Annotated in this window: 17 protein-coding genes and 7 tRNA genes; 11 read left to right on the forward strand and 13 right to left on the reverse strand. The window is 67.8% G+C overall.

From position 1 onward, the window contains the following. Positions 1-87 precede the first annotated feature (87 nt). The 3 genes from dsbG to ACVOK1_RS10740 all read right to left on the reverse strand — a co-directional run bounded on the left by dsbG (position 88) and on the right by ACVOK1_RS10740 (position 2,919). Complete coding sequence (dsbG, locus tag ACVOK1_RS10730) at positions 88-927, reverse strand: thiol:disulfide interchange protein DsbG (RefSeq protein ID WP_406235863.1); 840 nt, start codon at positions 925-927, stop codon at positions 88-90. Between the two features lie 30 nt (positions 928-957). Further along, on the reverse strand, positions 958-1,761 hold the full coding sequence (locus ACVOK1_RS10735; RefSeq protein WP_481562015.1) for a TlpA family protein disulfide reductase: 804 nt from the start codon (positions 1,759-1,761) through the stop codon (positions 958-960). An 84-nt stretch (positions 1,762-1,845) separates the two neighbouring features. Beyond that, a complete protein-coding gene (locus ACVOK1_RS10740; protein WP_481562016.1) occupies positions 1,846-2,919 on the reverse strand; it encodes a GlxA family transcriptional regulator in 1,074 nt (357 codons plus the stop codon). A gap of 180 nt (positions 2,920-3,099) precedes the next feature. On the opposite strand from ACVOK1_RS10740, the gene ACVOK1_RS10745 reads away from it, so the two are divergent. From ACVOK1_RS10745 to ACVOK1_RS10780, 8 genes are all read left to right on the forward strand, one after another. Further along, entirely contained in the window at positions 3,100-3,498 is a 399-nt protein-coding gene (locus ACVOK1_RS10745) for a heavy metal-responsive transcriptional regulator (protein WP_481562017.1), read from the forward strand. Beyond that, positions 3,495-6,065, forward strand: coding sequence for a heavy metal translocating P-type ATPase (locus ACVOK1_RS10750; protein ID WP_481562018.1), 2,571 nt, complete (start codon positions 3,495-3,497; stop codon positions 6,063-6,065). The genes ACVOK1_RS10745 and ACVOK1_RS10750 overlap by 4 nt, the downstream gene beginning before the upstream one ends. Positions 6,066-6,154: 89 nt before the next feature. Further along, positions 6,155-6,230 (forward strand) — tRNA-Ala (locus tag ACVOK1_RS10755). A 55-nt stretch (positions 6,231-6,285) separates the two neighbouring features. After that, positions 6,286-6,361: transfer RNA gene (locus ACVOK1_RS10760), tRNA-Glu, on the forward strand. Between the two features lie 184 nt (positions 6,362-6,545). Continuing rightward, a tRNA-Ala gene (locus ACVOK1_RS10765) sits at positions 6,546-6,621 on the forward strand. Between the two features lie 49 nt (positions 6,622-6,670). Further along, positions 6,671-6,746 (forward strand) — tRNA-Glu (locus ACVOK1_RS10770). 47 nt (positions 6,747-6,793) lie between these two features. Further along, positions 6,794-6,869: transfer RNA gene (locus ACVOK1_RS10775), tRNA-Ala, on the forward strand. Between the two features lie 46 nt (positions 6,870-6,915). After that, positions 6,916-6,991: transfer RNA gene (locus ACVOK1_RS10780), tRNA-Glu, on the forward strand. A gap of 94 nt (positions 6,992-7,085) precedes the next feature. On the opposite strand, the gene ACVOK1_RS10785 is transcribed toward ACVOK1_RS10780, so the two are convergent. Then, complete coding sequence (locus ACVOK1_RS10785) at positions 7,086-7,502, reverse strand: GNAT family N-acetyltransferase (RefSeq protein WP_481562019.1); 417 nt, start codon at positions 7,500-7,502, stop codon at positions 7,086-7,088. A 76-nt stretch (positions 7,503-7,578) separates the two neighbouring features. On the opposite strand from ACVOK1_RS10785, the gene ACVOK1_RS10790 reads away from it, so the two are divergent. Beyond that, positions 7,579-8,535 (forward strand): SOS response-associated peptidase family protein, encoded by a 957-nt coding sequence (locus tag ACVOK1_RS10790; RefSeq protein ID WP_108769158.1) that lies wholly within the window; start codon positions 7,579-7,581, stop codon positions 8,533-8,535. Between the two features lie 15 nt (positions 8,536-8,550). On the opposite strand, the gene ACVOK1_RS10795 is transcribed toward ACVOK1_RS10790, so the two are convergent. Beyond that, complete coding sequence (locus ACVOK1_RS10795) at positions 8,551-8,931, reverse strand: response regulator (RefSeq protein ID WP_313053343.1); 381 nt, start codon at positions 8,929-8,931, stop codon at positions 8,551-8,553. Positions 8,932-9,066: 135 nt separating this feature from the next. Here ACVOK1_RS10795 and ACVOK1_RS10800 point away from each other — a divergent pair. After that, a tRNA-Leu gene (locus tag ACVOK1_RS10800) sits at positions 9,067-9,152 on the forward strand. 62 nt (positions 9,153-9,214) lie between these two features. Here the strand turns inward: ACVOK1_RS10800 and ACVOK1_RS10805 are convergent. The 3 genes from ACVOK1_RS10805 to ACVOK1_RS10815 all read right to left on the reverse strand — a co-directional run bounded on the left by ACVOK1_RS10805 (position 9,215) and on the right by ACVOK1_RS10815 (position 12,027). Next, the gene (locus ACVOK1_RS10805) at positions 9,215-11,053 is read right to left on the reverse strand and encodes a methyl-accepting chemotaxis protein (RefSeq protein WP_481562020.1); all 1,839 of its coding nucleotides are present in this window, start codon (positions 11,051-11,053) and stop codon (positions 9,215-9,217) included. Positions 11,054-11,325: 272 nt separating this feature from the next. Continuing rightward, positions 11,326-11,736 carry an N-acetyltransferase family protein gene (locus ACVOK1_RS10810; RefSeq protein ID WP_481562021.1) on the reverse strand — a complete coding sequence of 137 codons (411 nt, stop codon included), beginning with the start codon at positions 11,734-11,736 and terminating at the stop codon, positions 11,326-11,328. A 15-nt stretch (positions 11,737-11,751) separates the two neighbouring features. Continuing rightward, positions 11,752-12,027, reverse strand: a complete 276-nt coding sequence (locus ACVOK1_RS10815; protein WP_481562022.1) for a hypothetical protein — start codon at positions 12,025-12,027, stop codon at positions 11,752-11,754. A gap of 158 nt (positions 12,028-12,185) precedes the next feature. Between ACVOK1_RS10815 and ACVOK1_RS10820 the strand changes: the two genes are divergently transcribed. Further along, complete coding sequence (locus ACVOK1_RS10820; RefSeq protein ID WP_481562023.1) at positions 12,186-13,274, forward strand: DUF5694 domain-containing protein; 1,089 nt, start codon at positions 12,186-12,188, stop codon at positions 13,272-13,274. Between the two features lie 2 nt (positions 13,275-13,276). On the opposite strand, the gene ACVOK1_RS10825 is transcribed toward ACVOK1_RS10820, so the two are convergent. From ACVOK1_RS10825 to ACVOK1_RS10845, 5 genes are all read right to left on the reverse strand, one after another. After that, the gene (locus ACVOK1_RS10825; RefSeq protein ID WP_481562024.1) at positions 13,277-13,648 is read right to left on the reverse strand and encodes a hypothetical protein; all 372 of its coding nucleotides are present in this window, start codon (positions 13,646-13,648) and stop codon (positions 13,277-13,279) included. 61 nt (positions 13,649-13,709) lie between these two features. Beyond that, on the reverse strand, positions 13,710-13,937 hold the full coding sequence (locus ACVOK1_RS10830; RefSeq protein ID WP_481562025.1) for a hypothetical protein: 228 nt from the start codon (positions 13,935-13,937) through the stop codon (positions 13,710-13,712). 75 nt (positions 13,938-14,012) lie between these two features. After that, on the reverse strand, positions 14,013-15,407 hold the full coding sequence (locus tag ACVOK1_RS10835; RefSeq protein ID WP_406235843.1) for an efflux transporter outer membrane subunit: 1,395 nt from the start codon (positions 15,405-15,407) through the stop codon (positions 14,013-14,015). Beyond that, positions 15,394-16,557, reverse strand: a complete 1,164-nt coding sequence (locus ACVOK1_RS10840) for an efflux RND transporter periplasmic adaptor subunit (protein ID WP_481562026.1) — start codon at positions 16,555-16,557, stop codon at positions 15,394-15,396. Before ACVOK1_RS10840 ends, ACVOK1_RS10835 begins: the two co-directional genes overlap by 14 nt. Continuing rightward, complete coding sequence (locus tag ACVOK1_RS10845) at positions 16,550-19,768, reverse strand: efflux RND transporter permease subunit (RefSeq protein ID WP_481562027.1); 3,219 nt, start codon at positions 19,766-19,768, stop codon at positions 16,550-16,552. Before ACVOK1_RS10845 ends, ACVOK1_RS10840 begins: the two co-directional genes overlap by 8 nt. Positions 19,769-20,488: the final 720 nt, after the last annotated feature.

The raw sequence follows: 20,488 nt of genomic DNA on the forward strand, positions 1-20,488 counted from the left end.
GCTCGACTGCCGCGCTGTCGCACAACGCAACAGGCCCGCACGTTGCCATGCGGGCCTGCTGTTGTTGATCACGGGCGGGCAGCGCGGTCAGCGCGGACCCAGCACCTTCAGCAGGTCGTCGCCCTGCGGCAGGCCGGCGCGGCGCTCGACGCTGCCCTCTGCATTCTGGAACAGGATGCCCGGCGTACCCTGGAAGCCCATTTCCACCATCAGCACCTGGTTGGCGTCGAGCTTGCCAGCGACATCGCGGCTGATGCTCGGCAGCGGCTTGATGCCACCGCGATCAAACTGGTGTTCGTTCTCCAGCAGCGCGGCACTGGGGTCGCGGGCGGACAGGATGGCCGCGGCCTTGGCCGGGCTGTCTTCACGGATCACGCCGACCATGATGTGACGCAGCTGCACCTTGCCTGCATCCACCCAGGGACGCGCCGCATCCCAGAACTTGTGGCAATACGGGCAATTTGCGTCACTGAACGTGTAGACGATCCGCGGTGCGTCGGCCTTGCCGTCACGCACCCACGCGCTGGCTTCCAGCTTGGACCACATCTTGGCCGACATCGGCGCGGACACCAGCTTCTCCACCGCCTCGGCGGCCACGTCGTTGCCCTCGGCATCGAACAGGCTGCCGACCAGCACATGCTTGCCATCCGCGGTGACATACGCCGCCGCCGGCTGCTGGCCACCGACCACACCAGCAAAGCCGCGCAGGCCGCCCGGCGCATCGAATTCGGAAACCACCTCGAAGCCGTGCTTCTCGATGCCCTTCAGAACCGCAGGGCGCTCGCCCTTGCCTGCCGCAGGGGCCGCTGCAGCGGTGCCGGCGGGCGTCTTGGCCGGCGGCGTCTGTGCCTGGCTGCAGGCGGTCATGGCCAACAGCATCGGCAGGATCAGGACCGCAGGCGCGGTGCGCAGGGAAATCGATAGCATGGGAACTCCAAAAGGAAATGCCCGCGCAGGCTACCGCAGCCTGCGCAGTTTGTGTTCAAGACCGGCCTGGGTCAGTTCACCGAGGTGCAGATCCTGCAGGCGTCCCTGCGCATCGAAGAACAGGGTCGAGGGATAGGCGCGCACGCCCAGCGCGGTGGAGGCCGACGCAGGCTCGTCCAGCAGGACATCGCGCAGTGCAAGCTGCTCTGCGGCCAGGAACTGCTGCACCTCATCCTGGCCTTCGCCCTGGTTGAGGAAGATGAACTGCAGCTCGGGGTGGGCCTGCTGCGCGCGGGCCAGAACCGGCATTTCGCGCCGGCATGGGCCACACCAGCTGGCCCAGAGATTCAGCACAACGGGCTTGCCACGGAATTGATCGAGGTCCAGCGACTGCCCCTGCAGATCCACCACCTGCAACGCCGGCAGGGACAGCGTGTTGGCCTGCCACTGCGACAGACCATAACTGCCCACGCCCCACAGCAGCGCACCGGCGAGTGCACTGCACAGCACCGGAACACGCAGCGAAGGATGGCGACGCAGGCGCCAGACACCCCACCCCAGCGCTGCAGCCAGCACTACCACCACGTGATAGCCGCCATCGGCAATCTGCAACATGCTCCAGGGCGCGTCACGATAGAAGGCGAAATTGGCGGCAATGAAGGACACGCGGCCGCAGAGCAGGCCGACCAGCAGCATGTCCAGCACCTGGCCCGCGCCCGAAGGCCGCGGCGGCACTGGCTGGCGCACCGGCCAGAGCCGCGCGAGGCCCATCGCCAGCAGCAGACAGATCAGGATCACCACTACCGGCATCGGCACCGGCCCCACACTCGCCATTACATCACCTGCACCACATTCCAGAGTCCTGCATGGTCGGAGCGCCGCGCCCGCGTTGCAAGCGCGGCGTCCTTCCTGGGGTTGTCAGGCCGCGTCCAGCCGCGAGTCCGCAACCGGTACCACCGGCACGGCCCGCGATGCCATCGCCGCCGGTGCCGGTGCCGGCAACGCGCGCTCACGCCGCTTGCAGTTCACGTGCCGCCGGTAATTGGCCGGCGTCATGCCGACGATGCGCAGGAACAGGCGACGGAACGCGCTCTGGTCCGCGTAGCCCACGCCCCAGGCCACTTCGTCGATGCTGGCGCCCTGCTGCAGCAGGGTCTGCGCCTTGGCCACGCGCAGCCGCTGGCAGTACTCGATGGGGCGCAGCCCGGTGGCTTTCAGGAAGCGCCGCTGCAGCGTCCGCGGCTCAAGACCGGAGACCTCGCAGATGGCCGGCAGCGTCGCCCCGCGTGCGGAGGTGGTGTGCAGCCAGCGCTGGGCCTTGAGCACATCACGGTCGCCGTGGGCGAAGTTGGCACTGAACCGCTCCAGGTCCTGCTGCACGCCCGCCGGTACGACGATGCCCAGCTGCTGTGCGACCGCGCTGGCCACGCCCTGCCCGTGCAGGCGATACAGCAGGCGCAGGCCCAGGTAACGCCATGCCTGCGGACCGGCCACGGTGAGCAGGTCGCCGTCATCCACCAGCGCACGCTCACTGGGGGCCCAGCTGGCGGCCTGGCCCTGCAGGCCCGGATGGCGCCGCAGATCGGGGCCCGACACGGTGCGCCCGGCCAGCAGGCCCGCCCGTGCCAGCACACCGACGCCGTCGGCTGCCGCGGCCAACAGGCTGCCACCGTCGTAATGCGCACGCAGCCAGTCCAGCAGGACTTCCTCGGCGCGCGCCGAGACCACCGGGCTGACCTGGCCCGGCAGGGCAATCACGGCGGGAATCGCCGCATCCAGCATTTCCGCACCGGCGATGCGGTTCACACCCCGGTTGCTGGCCGGCACGATCCAGCGGGTGACCAGCACGCGGGCACTGGGGCGCCGCTGCTGCTGGGCCAGGCGATTGGCCACGTGGGCCATTTCAGCCAATACCGAAGCTGCAGATGGATCTCCCCCCGGATACTCCACCACGGCAACCTCGACGAAACCGTCGTTGTTCAGTCCCTCCACGCTCCCGTCCTCCATTCGTTCAGGCCGTCGAGCGGCCGGTTCAGGCGAAGGGTAGGAAGTGCCGCAACGGCAGGGCTATGAAGAAAGTTGCAAAGTGCGCTGAATGGGGGAAACCCACAAACCCTTGACTCTTGACCAGACTCCAGGGTTGACAATGGCGGCATCCACCAGGAGTGCGCCATGAATATTGGACAGCTGGCCCGCGAGGCCGGGGTGCCGATCGACACCGTCCGCTACTACGAACGCCAGCAGCTGCTGCCCACCGCGGCGCGCTCTGCCGGCGGCTACCGCGTCTTCGGCGAGCAGGACCTGCGCCGGCTTCGGTTCATCCGCCGGGCCAAGGCGCTGGGCTTCAGCCTGGAGGAAATCGCCGAGCTGCTGGCACTGAGCGACCGCCACCAGCAGGACATGGCCAGCGTGCGCGATACGGCACAGGCGCGCCTGCTCGACATCGAGCAGCGGATGGCCGAACTGCAGCGCATGCATGCCGCACTGGCACAGCTGGTGGACGCCTGCCCCGGCCATGGTGCGCTGGAACAGTGCCCCATCCTCGCCGCACTGACCGAGGACAACGCATGAACACCGGACATTTCCATCACGACCACGGCCCGTCGCCCACTGCAGGCGGCTGCTGTGGCAGCGCGAAGAACGCGCCAGCCACGGTGAAGGATCCAGTCTGCGGCATGGACGTGGACCCGGCCAGCAGCCCCCACCACGCGGAACACGCTGGAAAGCAGTGGCACTTCTGCTCGGCACGCTGCCGCGAGCGCTTCATCGCCACGCCCAGCGCCTTCGATGGCACCGCGCCGAAGGCCACCGGCGGCTGCTGCGGCGGGCACAAGGCAGCGGCCGGCACCGCCACGGTGAAGGACCTGGTCTGCGGCATGGACGTCGACCCTGCCAGCACCGCGCACCACACCCATCACCAGGGCCAGGACTACCACTTCTGCAGTGGCGGCTGCCGGCAGAAATTCATCGCCGATCCGCAGCGCTACCTCGACCCCTCGTCCTACGTCGCCCCCGAGGTGCCCGCGGGCACGCTCTACACCTGCCCGATGGACCCGGAAATCGTGCAGGAAGGCCCCGGCACCTGCCCGATCTGCGGCATGGCGCTGGAACCGATGATGCCCAGCCTGGACGACGGCGAGAATCCGGAACTGACCGACTTCCGCCGCCGCTTCTGTGTGTCGCTGCCGCTGAGCGTGGCGACCATGGCGCTGGCGATGCTGGCGATGACGCCGCTGCTGCATGCCTTGTCGCCGACACTGCGGGTGTGGATCGAGGGCGCGCTGGCCACGCCGGTGGTGTTGTGGGCCGGCTGGCCGTTCCTCGAGCGCTGGGCGCAGTCGATCCGCAACCGCAGCCCCAATATGTGGACGCTGATCGGTACCGGCGTCATCGCCGCCTACGGCTACAGCGTGGTGGCCACGGTCGCACCGGGCGTGTTCCCGCCCTCGTTCCAGCAGCACGGCCACGTCGGCGTGTACTTCGAAGCGGCGGCGGTGATCATCTCGCTCACCCTGCTCGGCCAGTTGATGGAACTGCGGGCGCGGGCCAAGACCTCGGCGGCGATCAAGGCCCTGCTGGGCCTGGCACCGAAGACCGCGCGGCGCATCGACGCCGATGGCAGCGAGCATGACGTCGAACTGGCGCGGGTGAAGGCCGGCGACCGCCTGCGCGTGCGCCCCGGCGAGAAAGTGCCGGTGGACGGCCGCGTGCTGGAGGGCCGTTCCTCATTGGACGAATCGATGCTGACCGGCGAACCGGTACCGGTAACCAAGCAGGCGGGCGACAGCGTGATCGGCGCGACCCTGAATGGTTCCGGCGCACTGGTGATCGAAGCCGAACGCGTGGGCGATGACAGCATGCTGGCGCAGATCGTGCAGCTGGTGGCGCAGGCGCAGCGTTCGCGCGCACCGATGCAGCGCATGGCCGACAAGGTGGCGTACTGGTTCGTGCTGGCGGTGCTGGCCGTGGCCGCGCTGGCGCTGTTCGCCTGGGGCCTGTTCGGACCGGAGCCGTCATGGACGCATGGCGTGCTGAGCACGGTGGCGGTGCTGATCATCGCCTGCCCGTGTGCGCTCGGGTTGGCCACGCCGATGTCGATCATGGTGGCCACTGGCCGCGCCGCGCAGCATGGCGTGCTGTTCCGCGATGCCGAAGCCATCGAAGCACTCGGCAAGGTCGATACGCTGGTGATCGACAAGACCGGCACGCTCACCGAGGGCCGGCCGGCATTCGATGCCGTGCATGCCTCCGCGGGATTCGAAGATACCCAGGTGCTGCAGTGGGCGGCCAGCCTGGACCAGGGCAGCGAGCATCCGCTGGCTGAAGCCATCGTCACCGCTGCACGCACGCGTGGACTGCCGTTGCTGGCGGTGGAGGATTTCGATTCGATCACCGGCCTGGGCGTGCGGGGCCGCGTGGACGGCCGCGCGATGTGGCTGGGCAACACCGCGCTGATGGCCGGGCAATCGGTGCAGGTGGCCGCCGTGCAGGAACAGGCCGATGCGTTGCGCCGTCGAGGTGCCAGCGTGATGTACCTGGCGGTGGACGGGCAGCTTGCAGGCCTGTTGTCAGTGGCTGATCCGATCAAGTCGACCACGGCCGAAGCCATCGCCGCGCTGCACCGGGATGGGCTGCGCATCATCATGGCCACCGGTGATGGCCTGCTGACCGCGCAGGCCGTGGCGTCCACCCTCGGCCTTGATGAAGTACACGGCGAGAGCCGTCCCGCCGACAAGGCCGCGCTGGTGCAGCAGCTGCAGGCACAGGGGCGCGTCGTGGCGATGGCCGGCGACGGCATCAACGATGCCCCTGCGCTGGCCAGCGCCAACGTCGGCATCGCCATGGGCACCGGCACCGACGTAGCGATGTCCAGCGCACAGGTCACCCTGGTGAAGGGCGATCTGCGCGGGATCCTGCGTGCGCGCCAGTTGTCGCGTGCAGCCGTGCGCAACATGCGGCAGAACCTCGGCTTCGCCTTCCTTTACAACGGGCTGGGCATTCCGGTCGCGGCCGGCGTGCTGGTGCCATGGGGCATTTCGTTGTCGCCGATGCTCGCTGCGGTGGCGATGAGCCTGAGTTCGGTATCGGTCATCAGCAACGCGTTGCGCCTGCGCGCGCAGCGTCTGCCGGGCGGCTGACATCGACCTCGCAACGGACGTGAAGAAAAGTGCAACAAACGCTTGCCAACCCCCGGGGGCACAGCTATTATTTCGCTCCTCAGCGACGTGGGGCCATAGCTCAGCTGGGAGAGCGCCTGCATGGCATGCAGGAGGTCAGCGGTTCGATCCCGCTTGGCTCCACCAATCTTTCGGCATTAGGCCGTCGGAAGAGTCGCAAAAGAACATTGATGAGATCTGCGTCCCCATCGTCTAGAGGCCTAGGACATCACCCTTTCACGGTGGCGACCGGGGTTCGAATCCCCGTGGGGACGCCAACTCATCACGAACAACGAGGACCCGGCCGATAACCGGGTCTTTTTTGTTCACCGCCTACCGGCGTTCAGGTTGTGGCGTTGCGGTTCCCCTGCCCTCGTGGCCCTGGTGAACCACAACGAAGAAAGCGAAAAAAAAGCTTCCACAAAGGTGAATACGTTGGTAAGATAGGCGGCTCGGTAACACGGGGCCATAGCTCAGCTGGGAGAGCGCCTGCATGGCATGCAGGAGGTCAGCGGTTCGATCCCGCTTGGCTCCACCACTTTCGACATTAGGCCGTCGAAGGTTCTACAACTTGAAGTTTTTCGTGCGTCCCCATCGTCTAGAGGCCTAGGACATCACCCTTTCACGGTGGCGACCGGGGTTCGAATCCCCGTGGGGACGCCAGTTTCAAAACGGACCCTGCTCCCATGCAGGACAACCCGGAGCTTCATGGGGCCATAGCTCAGCTGGGAGAGCGCCTGCATGGCATGCAGGAGGTCAGCGGTTCGATCCCGCTTGGCTCCACCACTTCGACATTAGGCCGTCGAAGATCTACAACTTGAAGTTTTCGTGCGTCCCCATCGTCTAGAGGCCTAGGACATCACCCTTTCACGGTGGCGACCGGGGTTCGAATCCCCGTGGGGACGCCAATTCTTGAAGACCCCAGCCTCGGCCGGGGTTTTTCTTTGCCTGTCATTCCAGTAGATCCACGCCATGCGTGGATGAATGCCTGATGCCACAGACTCAGAACCGCCGATACATCCCGATCGAGGCCGGCGCCGTCGGTGCAAACCCGAACTTCGCGTACAGGCGGTGTGCCTCACCATCGGCCAGCAGGCTCACATAGGCCGACGGCGGCAGCGTTGCCTGCATCCAGGCGTCCAGCCGCCGCATCACCTCCTTGCCCAGGCCCTGCCCCTGCAACCGGGGCACGACGGCGATATCGCACACCTGCAGGTGGCAGCCACCATCGCCGACGATCCGCCCCATCGCCACCAGTTCGCTGCCCTGGTACGCGCAGACCCCGAACAGGGTATTGGGCAGCGCGCGGCTGGCAGCCTCGGCGGTCTTGGCGCTCAGCCCCGCCAGCAGCCGCAGCTGGCAGTAATCCTCAACGGTCGGCACGCCATCGCGGAACTGGCAGCTCGTCGAATCATTCATGCGTCATCTCCCGGGTGTCGGGCTATCCTGCCGCAGTCTCGTCGCAGCCGCTGCGACCTTCGCCCATAGAACGCCCATGTGCTATTCCGCCCTGATCCGCGCCGACTACGCCAAGCTCGTCCGTGAGTACGGCGCCGTGCTGTCGCTGGAAGAATTCGCCGAGCTGTATGCGCACGATCCGGGCAAGAAGCGGCCGAAGACACCCAAGGCCATGGACGATGGTTTTGCTGGCGCGCGCACCGAACAGGGCCGCGACATCGTGGCGAAGATCCAGCAATGGCATGCCGAGGAGCAGCAGACGCTGCAGGCCGAGCTGCTGAAGCAGGGCGAGCGGCGCGACATCGCCAACGCCACCCTGGCCACGCGGCCGACGCAGAAGGCGCGCAACGACCTGCGCGTGGCCAGCAACCGCATCGAGCGTGCACAGGCCCGCCTGGACGATCTGCATCGTGTGCAGCTGCTGCCGCGCGACAACCGCATCTTCCCCGGCACCTACGCACCGGTGATGGTCAGCGAGAACGGGCAGCGGGTCATCAAGCCGATGCGCTACCAATGCCGCCTGCCGGACAAGCCCGCTCGCAACGACGTGCTGTACCCGGGCACCTACAACGCGCGCCGCGACAGCCTGGAAGGCTACTGGCGCGGCGCCTTCGGCCTGCGCCACGGCGTAGTGGTGGTCAGCGCGTTCTACGAGCATGTGCCGCGCCATGCCATCGCCGGCCGCAGCCTGGGTGCCGATGAAAAGGAACAGGACGTGGTCCTGGAATTCCGCCCCGATCCACCGCGCGACCTGCTGCTGGCCTGCCTGTGGGCCGAATGGGAAGGACCGGAGGGGCGCCTGCTGTCCTTCGCCGCGATCACCGACGCACCACCGGCCGACGTGGCCGCCGCCGGCCATGACCGCGGCGTGGTACCGATCCGTCGCGAACACCTGGACGCCTGGCTCAATCCCGATCCGGACCAGCTGGCCACGCAGTACGCCATCCTCGATGACCGCGAGGATCTGCGTTACGTCTACGAGGAAGCGGCCTGAGCCGGAAGACTGCGCTCAGGCCCGCGCGCTGCTACGGCCGACCGCGCGCAGCAAGGCCTGCGACAGATCCACCGACAGATAGGGTTTCACCAGCAGCACGCCGTCGCGCATCGATGCAGGCAGCTGATCGGCGGTCATGCCGGTGGCCAGCACGAAGGGCACGCCCGCTGCGGCGAGCGCCGCGGCGACCGGTTCACTGGTTTCGTTGCGGGCCAACCGGTAATCCAGCAGCGCCACGTCCGGCGAGGTTTCCTGCAGCAGGCGCAGCGACTCGGCAACCGTCGCTGCCAGGCCGACGACCACGGCGCCGGCCTGCACCAGCTGCATCTGCAGCAGGGCCGCGCTCATTTCGTCGTTTTCGACCACCAACACGCGCAGATCCTGCAACGCCGCCATGGGGCCTCCCCCACCTGTTAAGCCGATCCAGTATAGCCATCAGCCAGCCATTGCCGACAGGACGGCGGGCTTCCGCCCCCCTCCGAAGAGGCCTCTATGAAGGTCCGCCGGGCTCGGTTACACTAGCCCGCTGCTGCCGGTGTGGCGGAATGGTATACGCAGCTGACTCAAAATCAGCCGGGGGTGACCCCATGAAGGTTCGAGTCCTTTCACCGGCACCATCGAACAAAAGGCCAGGTCATTGACCTGGCCTTTTGCGTTTCTGGAGGCTCAGCCCCTCGCTTCAGGGCACCACCCGCAGCATCGGCGTGCGCTGTGCCGTCGCACTGCCCTGCCCCGCATCCACCCGGAATCCGGCCACGGTCTGCAGCAGCTGCGCGGACTGTTCCTCCATGCTGCGTGCCGCCGCCGAGGCCTCTTCCACCAGCGCCGCGTTCTGCTGCGTGCCCTGGTCGATCAGGTCGACGGCCTGGTTCATCTGCTGGATGTCATCGCTCTGCTGCTGGGCCGCCGTGCTGATCTGGGTCATCAGGTCGCTGACACGGCGTACGTCGCGCACGATCTCATCCATGGTGCGCCCGGCGCTTTCCACCTGCGCGGTGCCGGCGCCGACATTGGCCACCGATGCGTCGATGAGCTGCTTGATCTCCTTGGCCGCGCTGGCCGAACGCTGCGACAGCTCGCGGATCTCGGTGGCCACCACGGCAAAACCGCGACCATGTTGGCCGGCGCGTGCCGCTTCCACCGCCGCGTTCAACGCGAGGATGTTGGTCTGGAAGGCAATGCCGTCGATCACCCCGATGATGTCGACGATGCGGCGCGAGGAGGCGTTGATCACCGCCATGGTCGAGACCACTTCATGTACCACGGTGCCACCGCGCGCGGCCACGTCTGCCGCGCCGCCGGCCAGTTCGCTGGCCTGACGTGCGTTGGTGGCGGTGCGCTGCACGGTGTCGGCCAGGCCCTTCATCGACACCGCCGTTTCTTCCAGCGAGGCCGCCTGCTGCTCGGTGCGCTGGGACAGGTCGCTGTTGCCCTGGGCGATCTCGCTCGCGCCCACCGCAATGGTGTCGGCGGCGAACTTGATCTGGCCAAGAATGCCGGCCATTGCCTCCACCAGCGCGTTGACGCCCTCGCACAGTTCGGCAACCGGGCCGCGCTTGTCGGTCATGTCCACATGGTGGGTCAGGTCGCCCTGTTTTGCCGCCGCCACCACTTCGCGGGTCTGCGCTACGGCGCGCTGGGTGGCCTGGTTCTCGTGCACCTGGGCGGTGATGTCGGTCGCGTACTTCACCACCTTGAACGGGCGGCCGTTCATGTCGAGGATCGGGTTGTACGACGCCTGGATCCACACCTCGCGCCCGCCCTTGCCCAGCCGCCGGTACTGGCCGGCGTCGTACTCGCCGCGGCCCAGCTTTTCCCAGAACTGCCGGTATTCGGCACTCCCGCGGTGGTCGGGTTCGACGAACAGGGAATGGTGCTGGCCACGGACCTCGTCCAGCGTGTAGCCGGTGGCGGCCAGGAAGTTGGCGTTGGCCGACAGGATGCGCCCGTCCAGGCTGAACTCGATGACCGCCTGCGACTTGTCGATCGCCGCCAGCTGGCCCGCCGAATCAGCGGCCTGCAGCTTCTGCGCGGTGATGTCGGTGGCGAACTTCACCACCTTGTACGGCCGCCCCTGGCGATCCAGCACCGGGTTGTACGAGGCCTGGATCCAGATCTCGCGCCCGCCCTTGCCGAAGCGCCGGTACTGGCCGGCGTCGAACTCGCCGCGCGCCAGCCGCGCCCAGAACTCGCGGTACTCGACGCTGCGGGCATGCTCGGGATCGACGAACAGGGAATGATGCTGGCCCTGTATCTCGTCCAGGCGGTAGCCCACCGCCTGCAGGAAGTTCTCATTGGCCTGCAGGATGGTGCCGTCCAGGGCGAACTCGATGACCGCCTGCACGCGATGCAGCGCAGCCACCTGCGCGGCCAGCTCATCCTGGCGGCGATCCTGCGCGGACAGCTCGGTGGTGGTGCGGTGACCGCCCAGCGCGCCCAGCAGCACGCGCCAGGGCGAAAAACGGGAGTGCGGGTCGGCCGGTGTCTGCTCACCCGCCGTGAAGCCTGGCATCAGCATCGTGGGTTCCTCGGAGTCCAATAGAATGCAATCCGGCGGGCGGGTGCCCGACGGGGCCATCAATTGCCTGGACTTGCAGACGCGCGGGGGAAGCGTCCTTGTTCGTTGTGCGCGTAAAGCTCTGGACTGCGGACTGCGGAAGGCGGTACACACAGCACGGACCGCCCGTCGGGGGCAGCCTGGAGTCCAGCAGCGAGGGACAGGAGCGGGATCCAGTCAGGTTATCGGCCGGCGGGACGCGGCCTTTAGGGCCATTTTTAGCCCCCGCGTCTTCACAGCACCCGGCGATACAGCAGCTTGCCCTCGGCCTCGCCCTGGGGCTGGTAGCCGTTGCGCTCCAGCAGGGCCACCATCTGCGGGAAGGCCTGCGAGGTCTTCACCTCGATGCTGTCATAGCCCTGCGCGGCGGCCCAGCGCTCCTGGGTTTCCAGCAGGGCCTGGGCGATGCCCTGGCGGCGATGTGCCGGATGGATGCCACCGACCCAGCTGTAGAAGCGCCGGCGGTCCAGCGCGTAGCCCACCTTGAAGCCGACCAGTTCACCGCCCTGCTCGGCCACCAGCACCAGGTGGCGACGGCCGGCCAGGCGTTGCATGTAGGTGGCGTGCGTGCGCCCCTGGCCCAGCTCACCCACGCCCTGCAGCACCTGCAGGGCCTCGTCCAGAGAGCCTACCCTTACCAGCATCGTGTTCCTCCATGGTCAGCGTTGCCGCCACATCATCCAGCGCAGCACGGCGATGGCCAGCACCGCCGGCAGATAACCGAGACTGCCTACCCAGACCAGCAGTGCCGCAGTCACCCAGTTGCCGCCGCCGCCAAAGAGCCACGGCGTGGTCTGCAGGACATGCAATGCCACCGGCAGGATCAGCAGTGGCGACAGCCGCAGCAGCTGCCAGCGCCAGCCCAGCGGCCCGACAAAGCCGATGATCGCACCAAGCAGTGCGGCGATCGTCACGATGGGGAGTGCAGCGTCCATGTCGTCGTTCGTTCCAGGTTGCAACGTTCATTGTGGCCCATGCCACGCCTGGCTGCGATGCAGGCGGCGGCCGGAAGGTTGCAATGACCAACGGGGGATTACTTTGCGCGGCGCTGCGTGCAGGATCATCGTCATCACGGATGCGCAGGGAGAAGCCCATGTTCAAACGTCGTGCCTGTGTTCTGTTGTTGAGCCTGTGCAGTGCCGCCGCCGGCGCCGCCGATGTGCCCTACCGCCCCGCCTTCCATCCTGGCGAGCACAAGGGACCGCCTGCCGGCCGCTTGAATGACGTTCTGGTTCTGGGCAGCCCGCATCTGTCCACCCTGACCGACGCGTTCCAGCCGACGATGCTGGAACCGCTGCTGGAGCGCCTGCAGGCGTGGCAGCCCACGGCCATCGCAGTGGAAAACGTCTCCGGCCTGCAGTGCGACTTCATGCGCCGCAGCCCGGCCCGCTATGCCGACAGCGTGAGCACCTACTGCGTCGACACCGCACCGGCCGAGGCAGCGACCGGACTGGATGTTCCCGGCGCCAACGCCGAAATGGACCGTCTGCTGGCCACATGGCCGAAGGACGCCACACCGGCACAGCGGCGCCGGTTGGCCGCGGTCGCCCTGGCCGCCGGCGAACGCGGTTCGGCCATCGTGCAGTGGCTGCGCCTGCCCAGCAGCGAACGCCGCGCGGCCGACAGCCTGACAACGGAACTGGTCGCCTTCCTCGACGCACGCGTGCTGCGCAAGGACGAGGTGAACCTGGTCGCCGCCCAACTGGCCGCACGGCTGGGACTGGAGCGGCTGTGGTCGGTGGATGACCACACTGCCGATACGGATACGCCCAAGGAACAGCAGAAAGCGTTCGCCAAGGCCATCCGCGGCGCCTGGGACAACCCCGCCGGCAAAGCGCGCCGCGCCGCCTCCGCCCCCTTCGAGGACAAGGTGACCCAGCCGGGCGGGCTGCTGGCCCTCTATCGCCACGAGAACTCCCCGCAGACCGCACAGAACGTCTACGACAGCGATTTCGGCGCCGCGCTGGTCGAGCCGTCACCGGAGGGCTTTGGCCGCAACTACGTGGGCTACTGGGAAACCCGCAACCTGCGCATGGTCGCCAACATCCGCGACGTGCTGGGCCGGTACCCGGGCACGCGCATGCTGGCCATCGTCGGTGCGTCACACAAGTGGTACTACGAGGCCTACCTCGACCAGATGCATGACGTGCGGCTGCTGGATGTGGAGCCGGTACTACGCTGACGCTACTGGCCGAACGTCCTGACCGTCAACGCGGGCGAGACGAACACGCGCAGCCCATGCCCCAAGGGCTGCTGCATGTCATAGCCGCGCGCATGCGGCCAGCTGCCGGCACCACCGATCTCCACGAACTCGGCCCCCGCGTTGCGGACAACGCGGGCGCCGGGACTGTATGCCAGACGACCGTCGAACACCGGTTCGCCCTGCCCCGCTGCGAACACCTGCACGCGTACATCGCCGGTGAGCGCATTGAAGCCAAGCTGCAGCTTCACGCTGCCCTGTGCATGGGCGACCTGCACGTCGATACCCTCGGACGTGTCCACCCGCGGTGCGACGCCGAACAACTCAAGAAACGCGGTTTCGTCCCACGCAAACATCGGTGACCCCGTCATTCGTAGAAGTAACAGTCGAGCATGGCTCGACTCTACAGATGCGAGGTCAGCGTGTCCGCCGCCCATTGCGCCACAGCACCGCGCTGGCGCCGATGATGCAGCCCAGGGTGGCCAGCAGTGCGCTGGCCACGCCCCACTGCAGGACCGGCACCAACGACTGCGCCAAGGGATCGAGGCGAAGCTGCTCCAGGCGCAGGCCACCGGCCAGCGCCAGCAGCCAGCCAATGCAGGCGGGCGCGTAGGCGCCGACGATCTGTGTGTTCCAACGGCTCATGGCAACTCCCTGTCGAGGTGGCGATGGGGCGATTGTTCCGCCCCGCCCTCTCACAGGTTGAGACCGTATCCGGCGTTACTTCACCCAGCCGCCGCCGAGGGCCGCCATCAGTGCCGCGCTGGCCTGCAGCTGCCGGCTCTGGATGTCCTGCAGGCCCAGCTGCGCCTGGCGTGCATCGGTCTGCGCGCTTACCACGTCCAGGTAGCTCACCGCGCCACCGGCATAGCGGTCGCGCGCGATCTGTTCGGCACGCCGCGCCGCCTGCACCGCGTCGTCTTCATGGCCACGCTGCGCTTCGAGCTGGCGCAGCAGGGTCAGCTGGTCCTCGACCTGGCGGATCGCGGCCAGCACGGTGGCGCGGTACTGCGCCGACGCCGCATCGAACTCGGCATACGCCTGCGCCTTGGCCGCCTTGCGCCGGCCGCCATCGAACACCGGCAGCGCTGCCAGCGGGCCCAGCGCCCAGTAACGGTTGCCCACGTCCAGCACCGACAAGCTGCCCGAAGTCTGCCCGCCCAGCAGCCCGGTCAGGCTGAGCTGCGGGAACCACGCCGCACGCGCCACGCCGATGCCGGCGTTGGCGGCGAACACCCGTCGCTCGGCCGCAGCGATATCCGGGCGTTGCTGCAGCAGGTTGCTGGGCAGATCCGCGGGCACCTGCGGCAGCGCCGGCAGGTTGCCGTCGGCCAGCACGAAACCGCTGGCCGGTGCGCCCACCAGTTCGGCGATGGCATGGCGCAGCAGCGCATGGCGTGCATCCAGCGCATCCAGGTCGGCCTGCGCACTGGCCAGCTGGTGGCGGGCGCGGGCGACGTCCAGTTCCGAGGCGATCTCACCACGGAAGCGGTCTTCGGTCAGCGCCAGCGCCTGCCGGTAGTCGTCGATGCTGTCGCGCAGGATCACCTGCTGGGCCTCGGCACCACGCAGCTGCAGGTACAGCCCGGCCAGCTGCTGCGACAGGCTCAGGCGCGCGGCCGCCAGATCGTCACCACTGGCATCGGCGCGTGCACCGGCGGCAGCTGCGGCATTGCGCAGCCGGCCCCACAGGTCCAGGTCGAACGACAGCGAGAAGGCCGCGCTGTTGCTGTCATAGATCGCAGGCTGGGTCGCGCTGCGCAGCGGCTTGTCATCGGACTGGCGCTGGCGCATCGGCCCGGCACTGAACCCGACCTGCGGTGCACGTGCGGAGGCCACTTCGCCGGCCGCGGCACGCGCGGCATCGTAATGGGCCACGGCCAGTGCAAGGGTCGGGCTGGCCTCGGCCAGCTGCTGCTGCAGCCGGTCCAGCTGCGGGTCCTGGAAGGCCTGCCACCAAGCGGTCGGCAGCGGCGTGGCCGCGGCCGGCGCGGCACTGCCTTCATAGCCGGCCGGCATCGCCACGGCGGGCACCTGGTAGGTCGGCGCCAGCGAACAGCCGCCCAGCAGCAGCGCGCCCAGCGCCAGTGCCAGGCGGCGCTCAACCGCGCGCATGTGCAGGCTCCTGCTCGCCGGCCGCCACGCGCACGTGGTCGCCTTCGCGCAGCGCATCGGGCGGGTTGGGAATGACCCGGTCGCCGGCCTTCAGGCCGCGGTCCACGCGCAGCGTGCTGCCCAGGTCGCTGGCAATGTGGATGTCGCGCAGGTGCACGATGTCCTTGCCATCGACCACCGCCACCTGGGTGCCCTTGGCGCGGAAGATCAGCACCTCGGCCGGCACGCTGACGCCGTCGCCGCCGCCCTGCTGCGGCAGGGTCACTTCGGCGTAGCTGCCGGGCAGCAATGCGCCGTCGGCATTGTCGACCACGAACTGCGCCAGCAGCGTGCCCGAACTGCGGTCGATCGCGCTGGAATCGCCCTGCAGCGTGGCGGTGAAATGGCGGCCGGACTGGCCCGGCACCTGCAGGCTGGCCTGCAGCCCCGGCTGGATGCTGCCCGCGCTGTTCTGCGGCACCGGCACCATCAGGCGCAGGCGGCGGGTATCGGCGATGTTGAACAGTTCGCGGCCGCTGTCATCGGCGCGGATCAGCTGGCCGACGTCGGTCTGCCGCGAGGTCACGGTGCCATCGAACGGCGCACGCAGCGTGCGGTAGCGGCCCAGCTCCTGCAGGCGTGCGTAGTCGGCCTGCGCCGCTTCCACGCTGGCCTGTGCGGCGACTGCATTGGCCTGCTTCTCGTCGGCTTCCTGGCGCGATACAGAATGGCTGCCGAGCATGCCCTGCCAGCGTTCGGCACTGACTTTGGCCAGCGCCGCGTCGGCCTGCGCCTGCAGCAGGTGGGCGTGGGCCTGGGCAATCTGCTGGTCCAACTCCGGACTGTCGATCACCGCCAGCACCTGGCCGGCCTTGACCGCTTGGCCGATGTCGGCGCTCCACGATTTCAGGTAGCCGCCGACGCGCGCATGGATGGGCGCCTCGGTCCAGGCGGTCAGGTGTGCCGGCAGGGTCATCGTGCCTGCTTCGCCCTGTGCACCGGCGATGACCACCTGCACGGCCGGCACCGCCTGTCGCTCGGTCCATTCGACCACGGCATGTGCCTGCTGCGCGCGCAGGCCAAGGCCGGCGGCAACCACGACCACCACGATGGCGGCACCCAGGATGAGGGGGCGACGCAGCGGACGCTGCGGCTGCGAAGCATCAGACATGCAGGGGCTCTCCGGCAGGGGCGGTGCGGGGCTTACGCGAGTGGGCCAGGGCGAACACCACCGGCACGAACAACAGGGTGGCGCACGTCGCCAGCAGCAGGCCACCGATGACCGCGCGACCCAGCGGCGCGTTCTGTTCGGTGGACAGTGCGGTCGGCAGCATGCCCAGGATCATCGCCAGCGCGGTCATGCAGACCGGGCGGAAACGGGTGAAGCCGGCTTCCAGCGCGGCCTTGGCCGCATCGCCGTGCTCGGCCAGGCGCTCACGGCAGAAGCTGACCACCAGGATGGAGTTGGCCGTGGCCACGCCCATGCACAGGATGGCGCCGGTCAGTGCAGGCACCGACAACGAGGTGTGGGTGAGGAACAGCATCCACACCACGCCTGCCAGGCCGGCCGGCAGCGCGGTGATGATGACGAACGGATCGGTCCACGACTGGAAGTTGATGACGATGAGCAGGTAGATCAGCACGATCGCCGCCAGCAGGCCGTAGCCCAGGCCGGTGAAGGCCACATGCAGCGCATCGATCTGGCCGTGCAGGCCGACCTCGGTGCCGCGCGGGCGCTGGCTGGCCATGCCGTCGATGACCTTCTGCACATCGGCAGCCACCGCACCCAGGTCGCGACCCTGCACGCTGGCGTACACATCCAGGGTGGGCTGTACGTTGTAGTGGGTCACCACCGCCGAACTGGAACCGCGCTGGATGTCGGCCAGGCCGCCCAGCACCTGCGGCACGCCAGTGCTGCCGGTCACCGGCAACGCGCTCAGCGCGGCCAGGCTGTCCATGCGGTACTGCGGGGTGGCGGCCACCACGCCGTAGGAGATGCCGTTCTTCGGGCTCAGCCAGAAGGTCGGCGCAACCTGGCCGCTGCCCGCCAGCGAGGCCACCATGCTGTTGGTGACGTCGCGTTCGGTGATGCCCAGGCCATTGGCGCGCAGGCGGTCCACGTCCACCTTCAACGTCGGGTAGCCATCGGGCTGCTGCAGGCGCAGGTCGACCAGACCCGGCACATGGCGCAGGCGGCGGATCAGTTCCCGCGCGTAGTCACGGTTGCCGGCAGCGTTCGGCCCGGCGATGCGCACGTCCATCGGTGCCGGCGAGCCGAAGTTGAGGATCTGGCTGCTGGTGTCGGCCGGTAGGAAGGCGAATGTCGCACCCGGGAAGGCCGCAGGCAGCACTTCGCGCAGGCGCCGCTCGTACTCGGCCGCATCACCATGCTCGGGCTTCAGCGAGACCTGGATGTCACCGTCCTGCGGACCGATGGTGCCGCTGGCGCTGTAGGCCATGTTGATGCCGGTCATCGGCAGGCCCAGGTTGTCGACGATGGCGTCGATCTCGGCCGGCGGCACGATCTGGCGGATGCGTGCTTCGATGCGGTCGAAGGCCGCTGCGGTTTCTTCAATGCGGGTGCCCAGCGGCAGGCGCACGTGCAGCGACAGCGCGCTGGACTCGGTGGCCGGGAAGAAGTCCTGGCCCAGGGTCGGCAGCAGCGCGAACGAGACCAGCACGCAGGCCATGAAGCCGACCAGGAACGGCCGGCGGTTGCCCAGGGCCAGCCCGAGCAGCGCGTGGTAGCGGTCACGCACGGCCGAGAAACCGGCTTCGAAACGCTGCTGCCAGCGCACCAGGGTGGCGGCCAGGCGCGCGCGGCGGTGCTGCGGGTGGTCGCCCTCGTGATGGTTGAGGAAGGTGTCCTCGGGGTGATGGCCCACGCCATGTTCGACGCGGTGCGGGCGCAGCAGGTACAGCGCCATGGTCGGCACCAGGGTGCGCGACAGCACGAACGAACTGCCCATGGCGAAAATCACCGCCAGTGCCATCGGCCGGAACAGGTAGCCGGCGATGCCATCAAGCAGGAACATCGGCACGAACACGATGCAGATGCACAGCAGCGACACGAACGCAGGACCGACGATCTGCGCGGCGCCATCGAGAATGGCCTCGCGCACGCCCTTGCCCTGTTCCAGGTGCCAGTTGACGTTCTCGATGGTCACCGTCGCATCGTCGACCAGGATGCCCACCGCCAGCGCCAGGCCGCCCAGGGTCATCACGTTGAGCGTCTGCCCCGCCGCCGACAGCAGCGCGATGGCCGACAGCACCGCCAGCGGGATCGATGCGGCGATGATCACCGTCGAACGCCAGCTGCCGAGGAACACCAGGATCATCACGCTGGTCAGCAGCGCGGCGATGATGCCTTCGCGGGCGACGCTGCTGATCGACTCACGCACGAAGGTGGAGGCATCGCCGAGCAGCGAGATCTTCAGCGACGGCGGCAGGGTTTCGCCGATCTGCGGCAGCATGGCGCGGATGCGGCTGACCAGGGTCAGCGTGGAAGCGTCGCCGTTCTTCAGCGCGGCCATCAGCACCGAATGGCCGCCGTTGACGCGCACGATGTTGGTCTGCGGCGGCGAGCCATCGCGCACGTGGGCGACCTGGCCGATGGTGACGATCGCACCGTTGACGGTGCGGATCGGCAGGTCGTTGAGCGCCTCGATGTCGCTGGGGCTGTTGTTGAGCAGTACGGTGAATTCGTTGCTGCCCAGCTTGGCGGTACCCACCGGGGTGATCTGGTTCTGCGCGGCCAACGCGTTGCCGACGTCCTGCGCGGACAGGCCCTTGGCGGCCAGCGCCTGCGGATCGAGGTCGAGGGTGATCTGCCGCTGCTTGCCGCCGTAGGGCGCGGGGATGGCCAGGCCGGGAATGGAGGTGAGCGGCGGGCGCACGGTGTTCTGCGCCAGGTCGCGGATCTGCGATTCACCCAGGGTCGGACTGGAGAACGCCATCTGCAGCACCGGCACGGTGGAGGCGCTGTAGTTGAGGATCAGCGGCGGGGTCATGCCGGCTGGCATCTGCTTGACGATGGTCTGCGAGATCGCGGTGATCTGCGCGTTGGCGGTACGGATGTCCACGCCGGGCTGGAAGAACACCTTGACCACGCCCATGCCGGCCAGCGATTGCGATTCGATGTGTTCGATGTCGTTGACGGTGGTGCTGAGCGCGCGCTCGTAGGGCGAGATCACGCGGCCGGACATGGCATCGGGGGAGAGGCCGGTGTACTGCCAGACCACGGCGATGACCGGGATGCCGATATCGGGGAACACATCGGTGGGGGTACGCAGTGCGCTGAGCGGACCGACGATGCAGATGAAAATGGCCATCACCACGAAGGTGTAAGGCTTGTTGAGCGCGGTCCTGACCAAGCCGAGCATGCAGCTCTCCAGCAGTGCGAGTGCCCACCGCGGGCAGCGCAGGCCGGAAAGTATCGGCGCTGGCAGTTAAAACAAAGCTGTGCCGCGGATGAAACATATTTCATGAAAGGGGTAGGTTCGGCAGGGCTGCGCCCTGCACCTGCCGGTAGTGCCGGCCGCTGGCCGGCAGCATTAGAGTCAAAAGCAAGAGCGGCATTCCGTGGGATGGCGGGGCACTGTGGATTTGCGGGGACGCCGTGAACCCGTCCATGGGGGCTTGGTCGCCGCATCCATGCGGCTCACACCCCGCAAACCCACAGTGCCCCGACTTCGACAGGTTCACGCGGCTGTTGGCAACAGCTGCTGTTGGTGGGTGCCGACCGTTGGTCGGCACATCTGTCAGATATCGAATGAATTCATCCACGCATGGCGTGGATCTACTGCGACAGGCGGTTGGTAGGTGTCGACCTTGGTCGACACGATGTTTCTATCAGAGATCAATATTCAAAATGGGGTCGGAGCCCGTTGCGCAGCGACGGGATCCGACCCCTTGCCGTTCCGACAGATCGCGGAGAACTGTCGACGGCGGGGGGGGGCCGGGGGGGGGGGGTTTCGGCCGCCCCCCAACCGGCACCCAACCCCGCCATCCCACGGATAGCCAGCTTCTGCCTTTGACGTTGACGTTGACGTTGATCGCAGCAGGTGCAGGGCTCCAAGCCCTGCAAAAGAACACACCCCTAC

The sequence above is a fragment of the Stenotrophomonas sp. STEN087 genome, from assembly GCF_056759115.1.

Excerpts from the sequence above, each read along its gene's own strand:
- dsbG (WP_406235863.1), bottom strand. The coding sequence starts at position 927 with ATGCTATCGATTTCCCTGCGCACCGCGCCTGCGGTCCTGATCCTGCCG.
- ACVOK1_RS10735 (WP_481562015.1), bottom strand. The coding sequence starts at position 1,761 with ATGGCGAGTGTGGGGCCGGTGCCGATGCCGGTAGTGGTGATCCTGATC.
- ACVOK1_RS10745 (WP_481562017.1), top strand. The coding sequence starts at position 3,100 with ATGAATATTGGACAGCTGGCCCGCGAGGCCGGGGTGCCGATCGACACC.
- ACVOK1_RS10750 (WP_481562018.1), top strand. The coding sequence starts at position 3,495 with ATGAACACCGGACATTTCCATCACGACCACGGCCCGTCGCCCACTGCA.
- ACVOK1_RS10785 (WP_481562019.1), bottom strand. The coding sequence starts at position 7,502 with ATGAATGATTCGACGAGCTGCCAGTTCCGCGATGGCGTGCCGACCGTT.
- ACVOK1_RS10790 (WP_108769158.1), top strand. The coding sequence starts at position 7,579 with ATGTGCTATTCCGCCCTGATCCGCGCCGACTACGCCAAGCTCGTCCGT.
- ACVOK1_RS10795 (WP_313053343.1), bottom strand. The coding sequence starts at position 8,931 with ATGGCGGCGTTGCAGGATCTGCGCGTGTTGGTGGTCGAAAACGACGAA.
- ACVOK1_RS10805 (WP_481562020.1), bottom strand. The coding sequence starts at position 11,053 with ATGCTGATGCCAGGCTTCACGGCGGGTGAGCAGACACCGGCCGACCCG.
- ACVOK1_RS10810 (WP_481562021.1), bottom strand. The coding sequence starts at position 11,736 with ATGCTGGTAAGGGTAGGCTCTCTGGACGAGGCCCTGCAGGTGCTGCAG.
- ACVOK1_RS10815 (WP_481562022.1), bottom strand. The coding sequence starts at position 12,027 with ATGGACGCTGCACTCCCCATCGTGACGATCGCCGCACTGCTTGGTGCG.
- ACVOK1_RS10820 (WP_481562023.1), top strand. The coding sequence starts at position 12,186 with ATGTTCAAACGTCGTGCCTGTGTTCTGTTGTTGAGCCTGTGCAGTGCC.
- ACVOK1_RS10825 (WP_481562024.1), bottom strand. The coding sequence starts at position 13,648 with ATGTTTGCGTGGGACGAAACCGCGTTTCTTGAGTTGTTCGGCGTCGCA.
- ACVOK1_RS10830 (WP_481562025.1), bottom strand. The coding sequence starts at position 13,937 with ATGAGCCGTTGGAACACACAGATCGTCGGCGCCTACGCGCCCGCCTGC.
- ACVOK1_RS10835 (WP_406235843.1), bottom strand. The coding sequence starts at position 15,407 with ATGCGCGCGGTTGAGCGCCGCCTGGCACTGGCGCTGGGCGCGCTGCTG.
- ACVOK1_RS10840 (WP_481562026.1), bottom strand. The coding sequence starts at position 16,557 with ATGTCTGATGCTTCGCAGCCGCAGCGTCCGCTGCGTCGCCCCCTCATC.
- ACVOK1_RS10845 (WP_481562027.1), bottom strand. The coding sequence starts at position 19,768 with ATGCTCGGCTTGGTCAGGACCGCGCTCAACAAGCCTTACACCTTCGTG.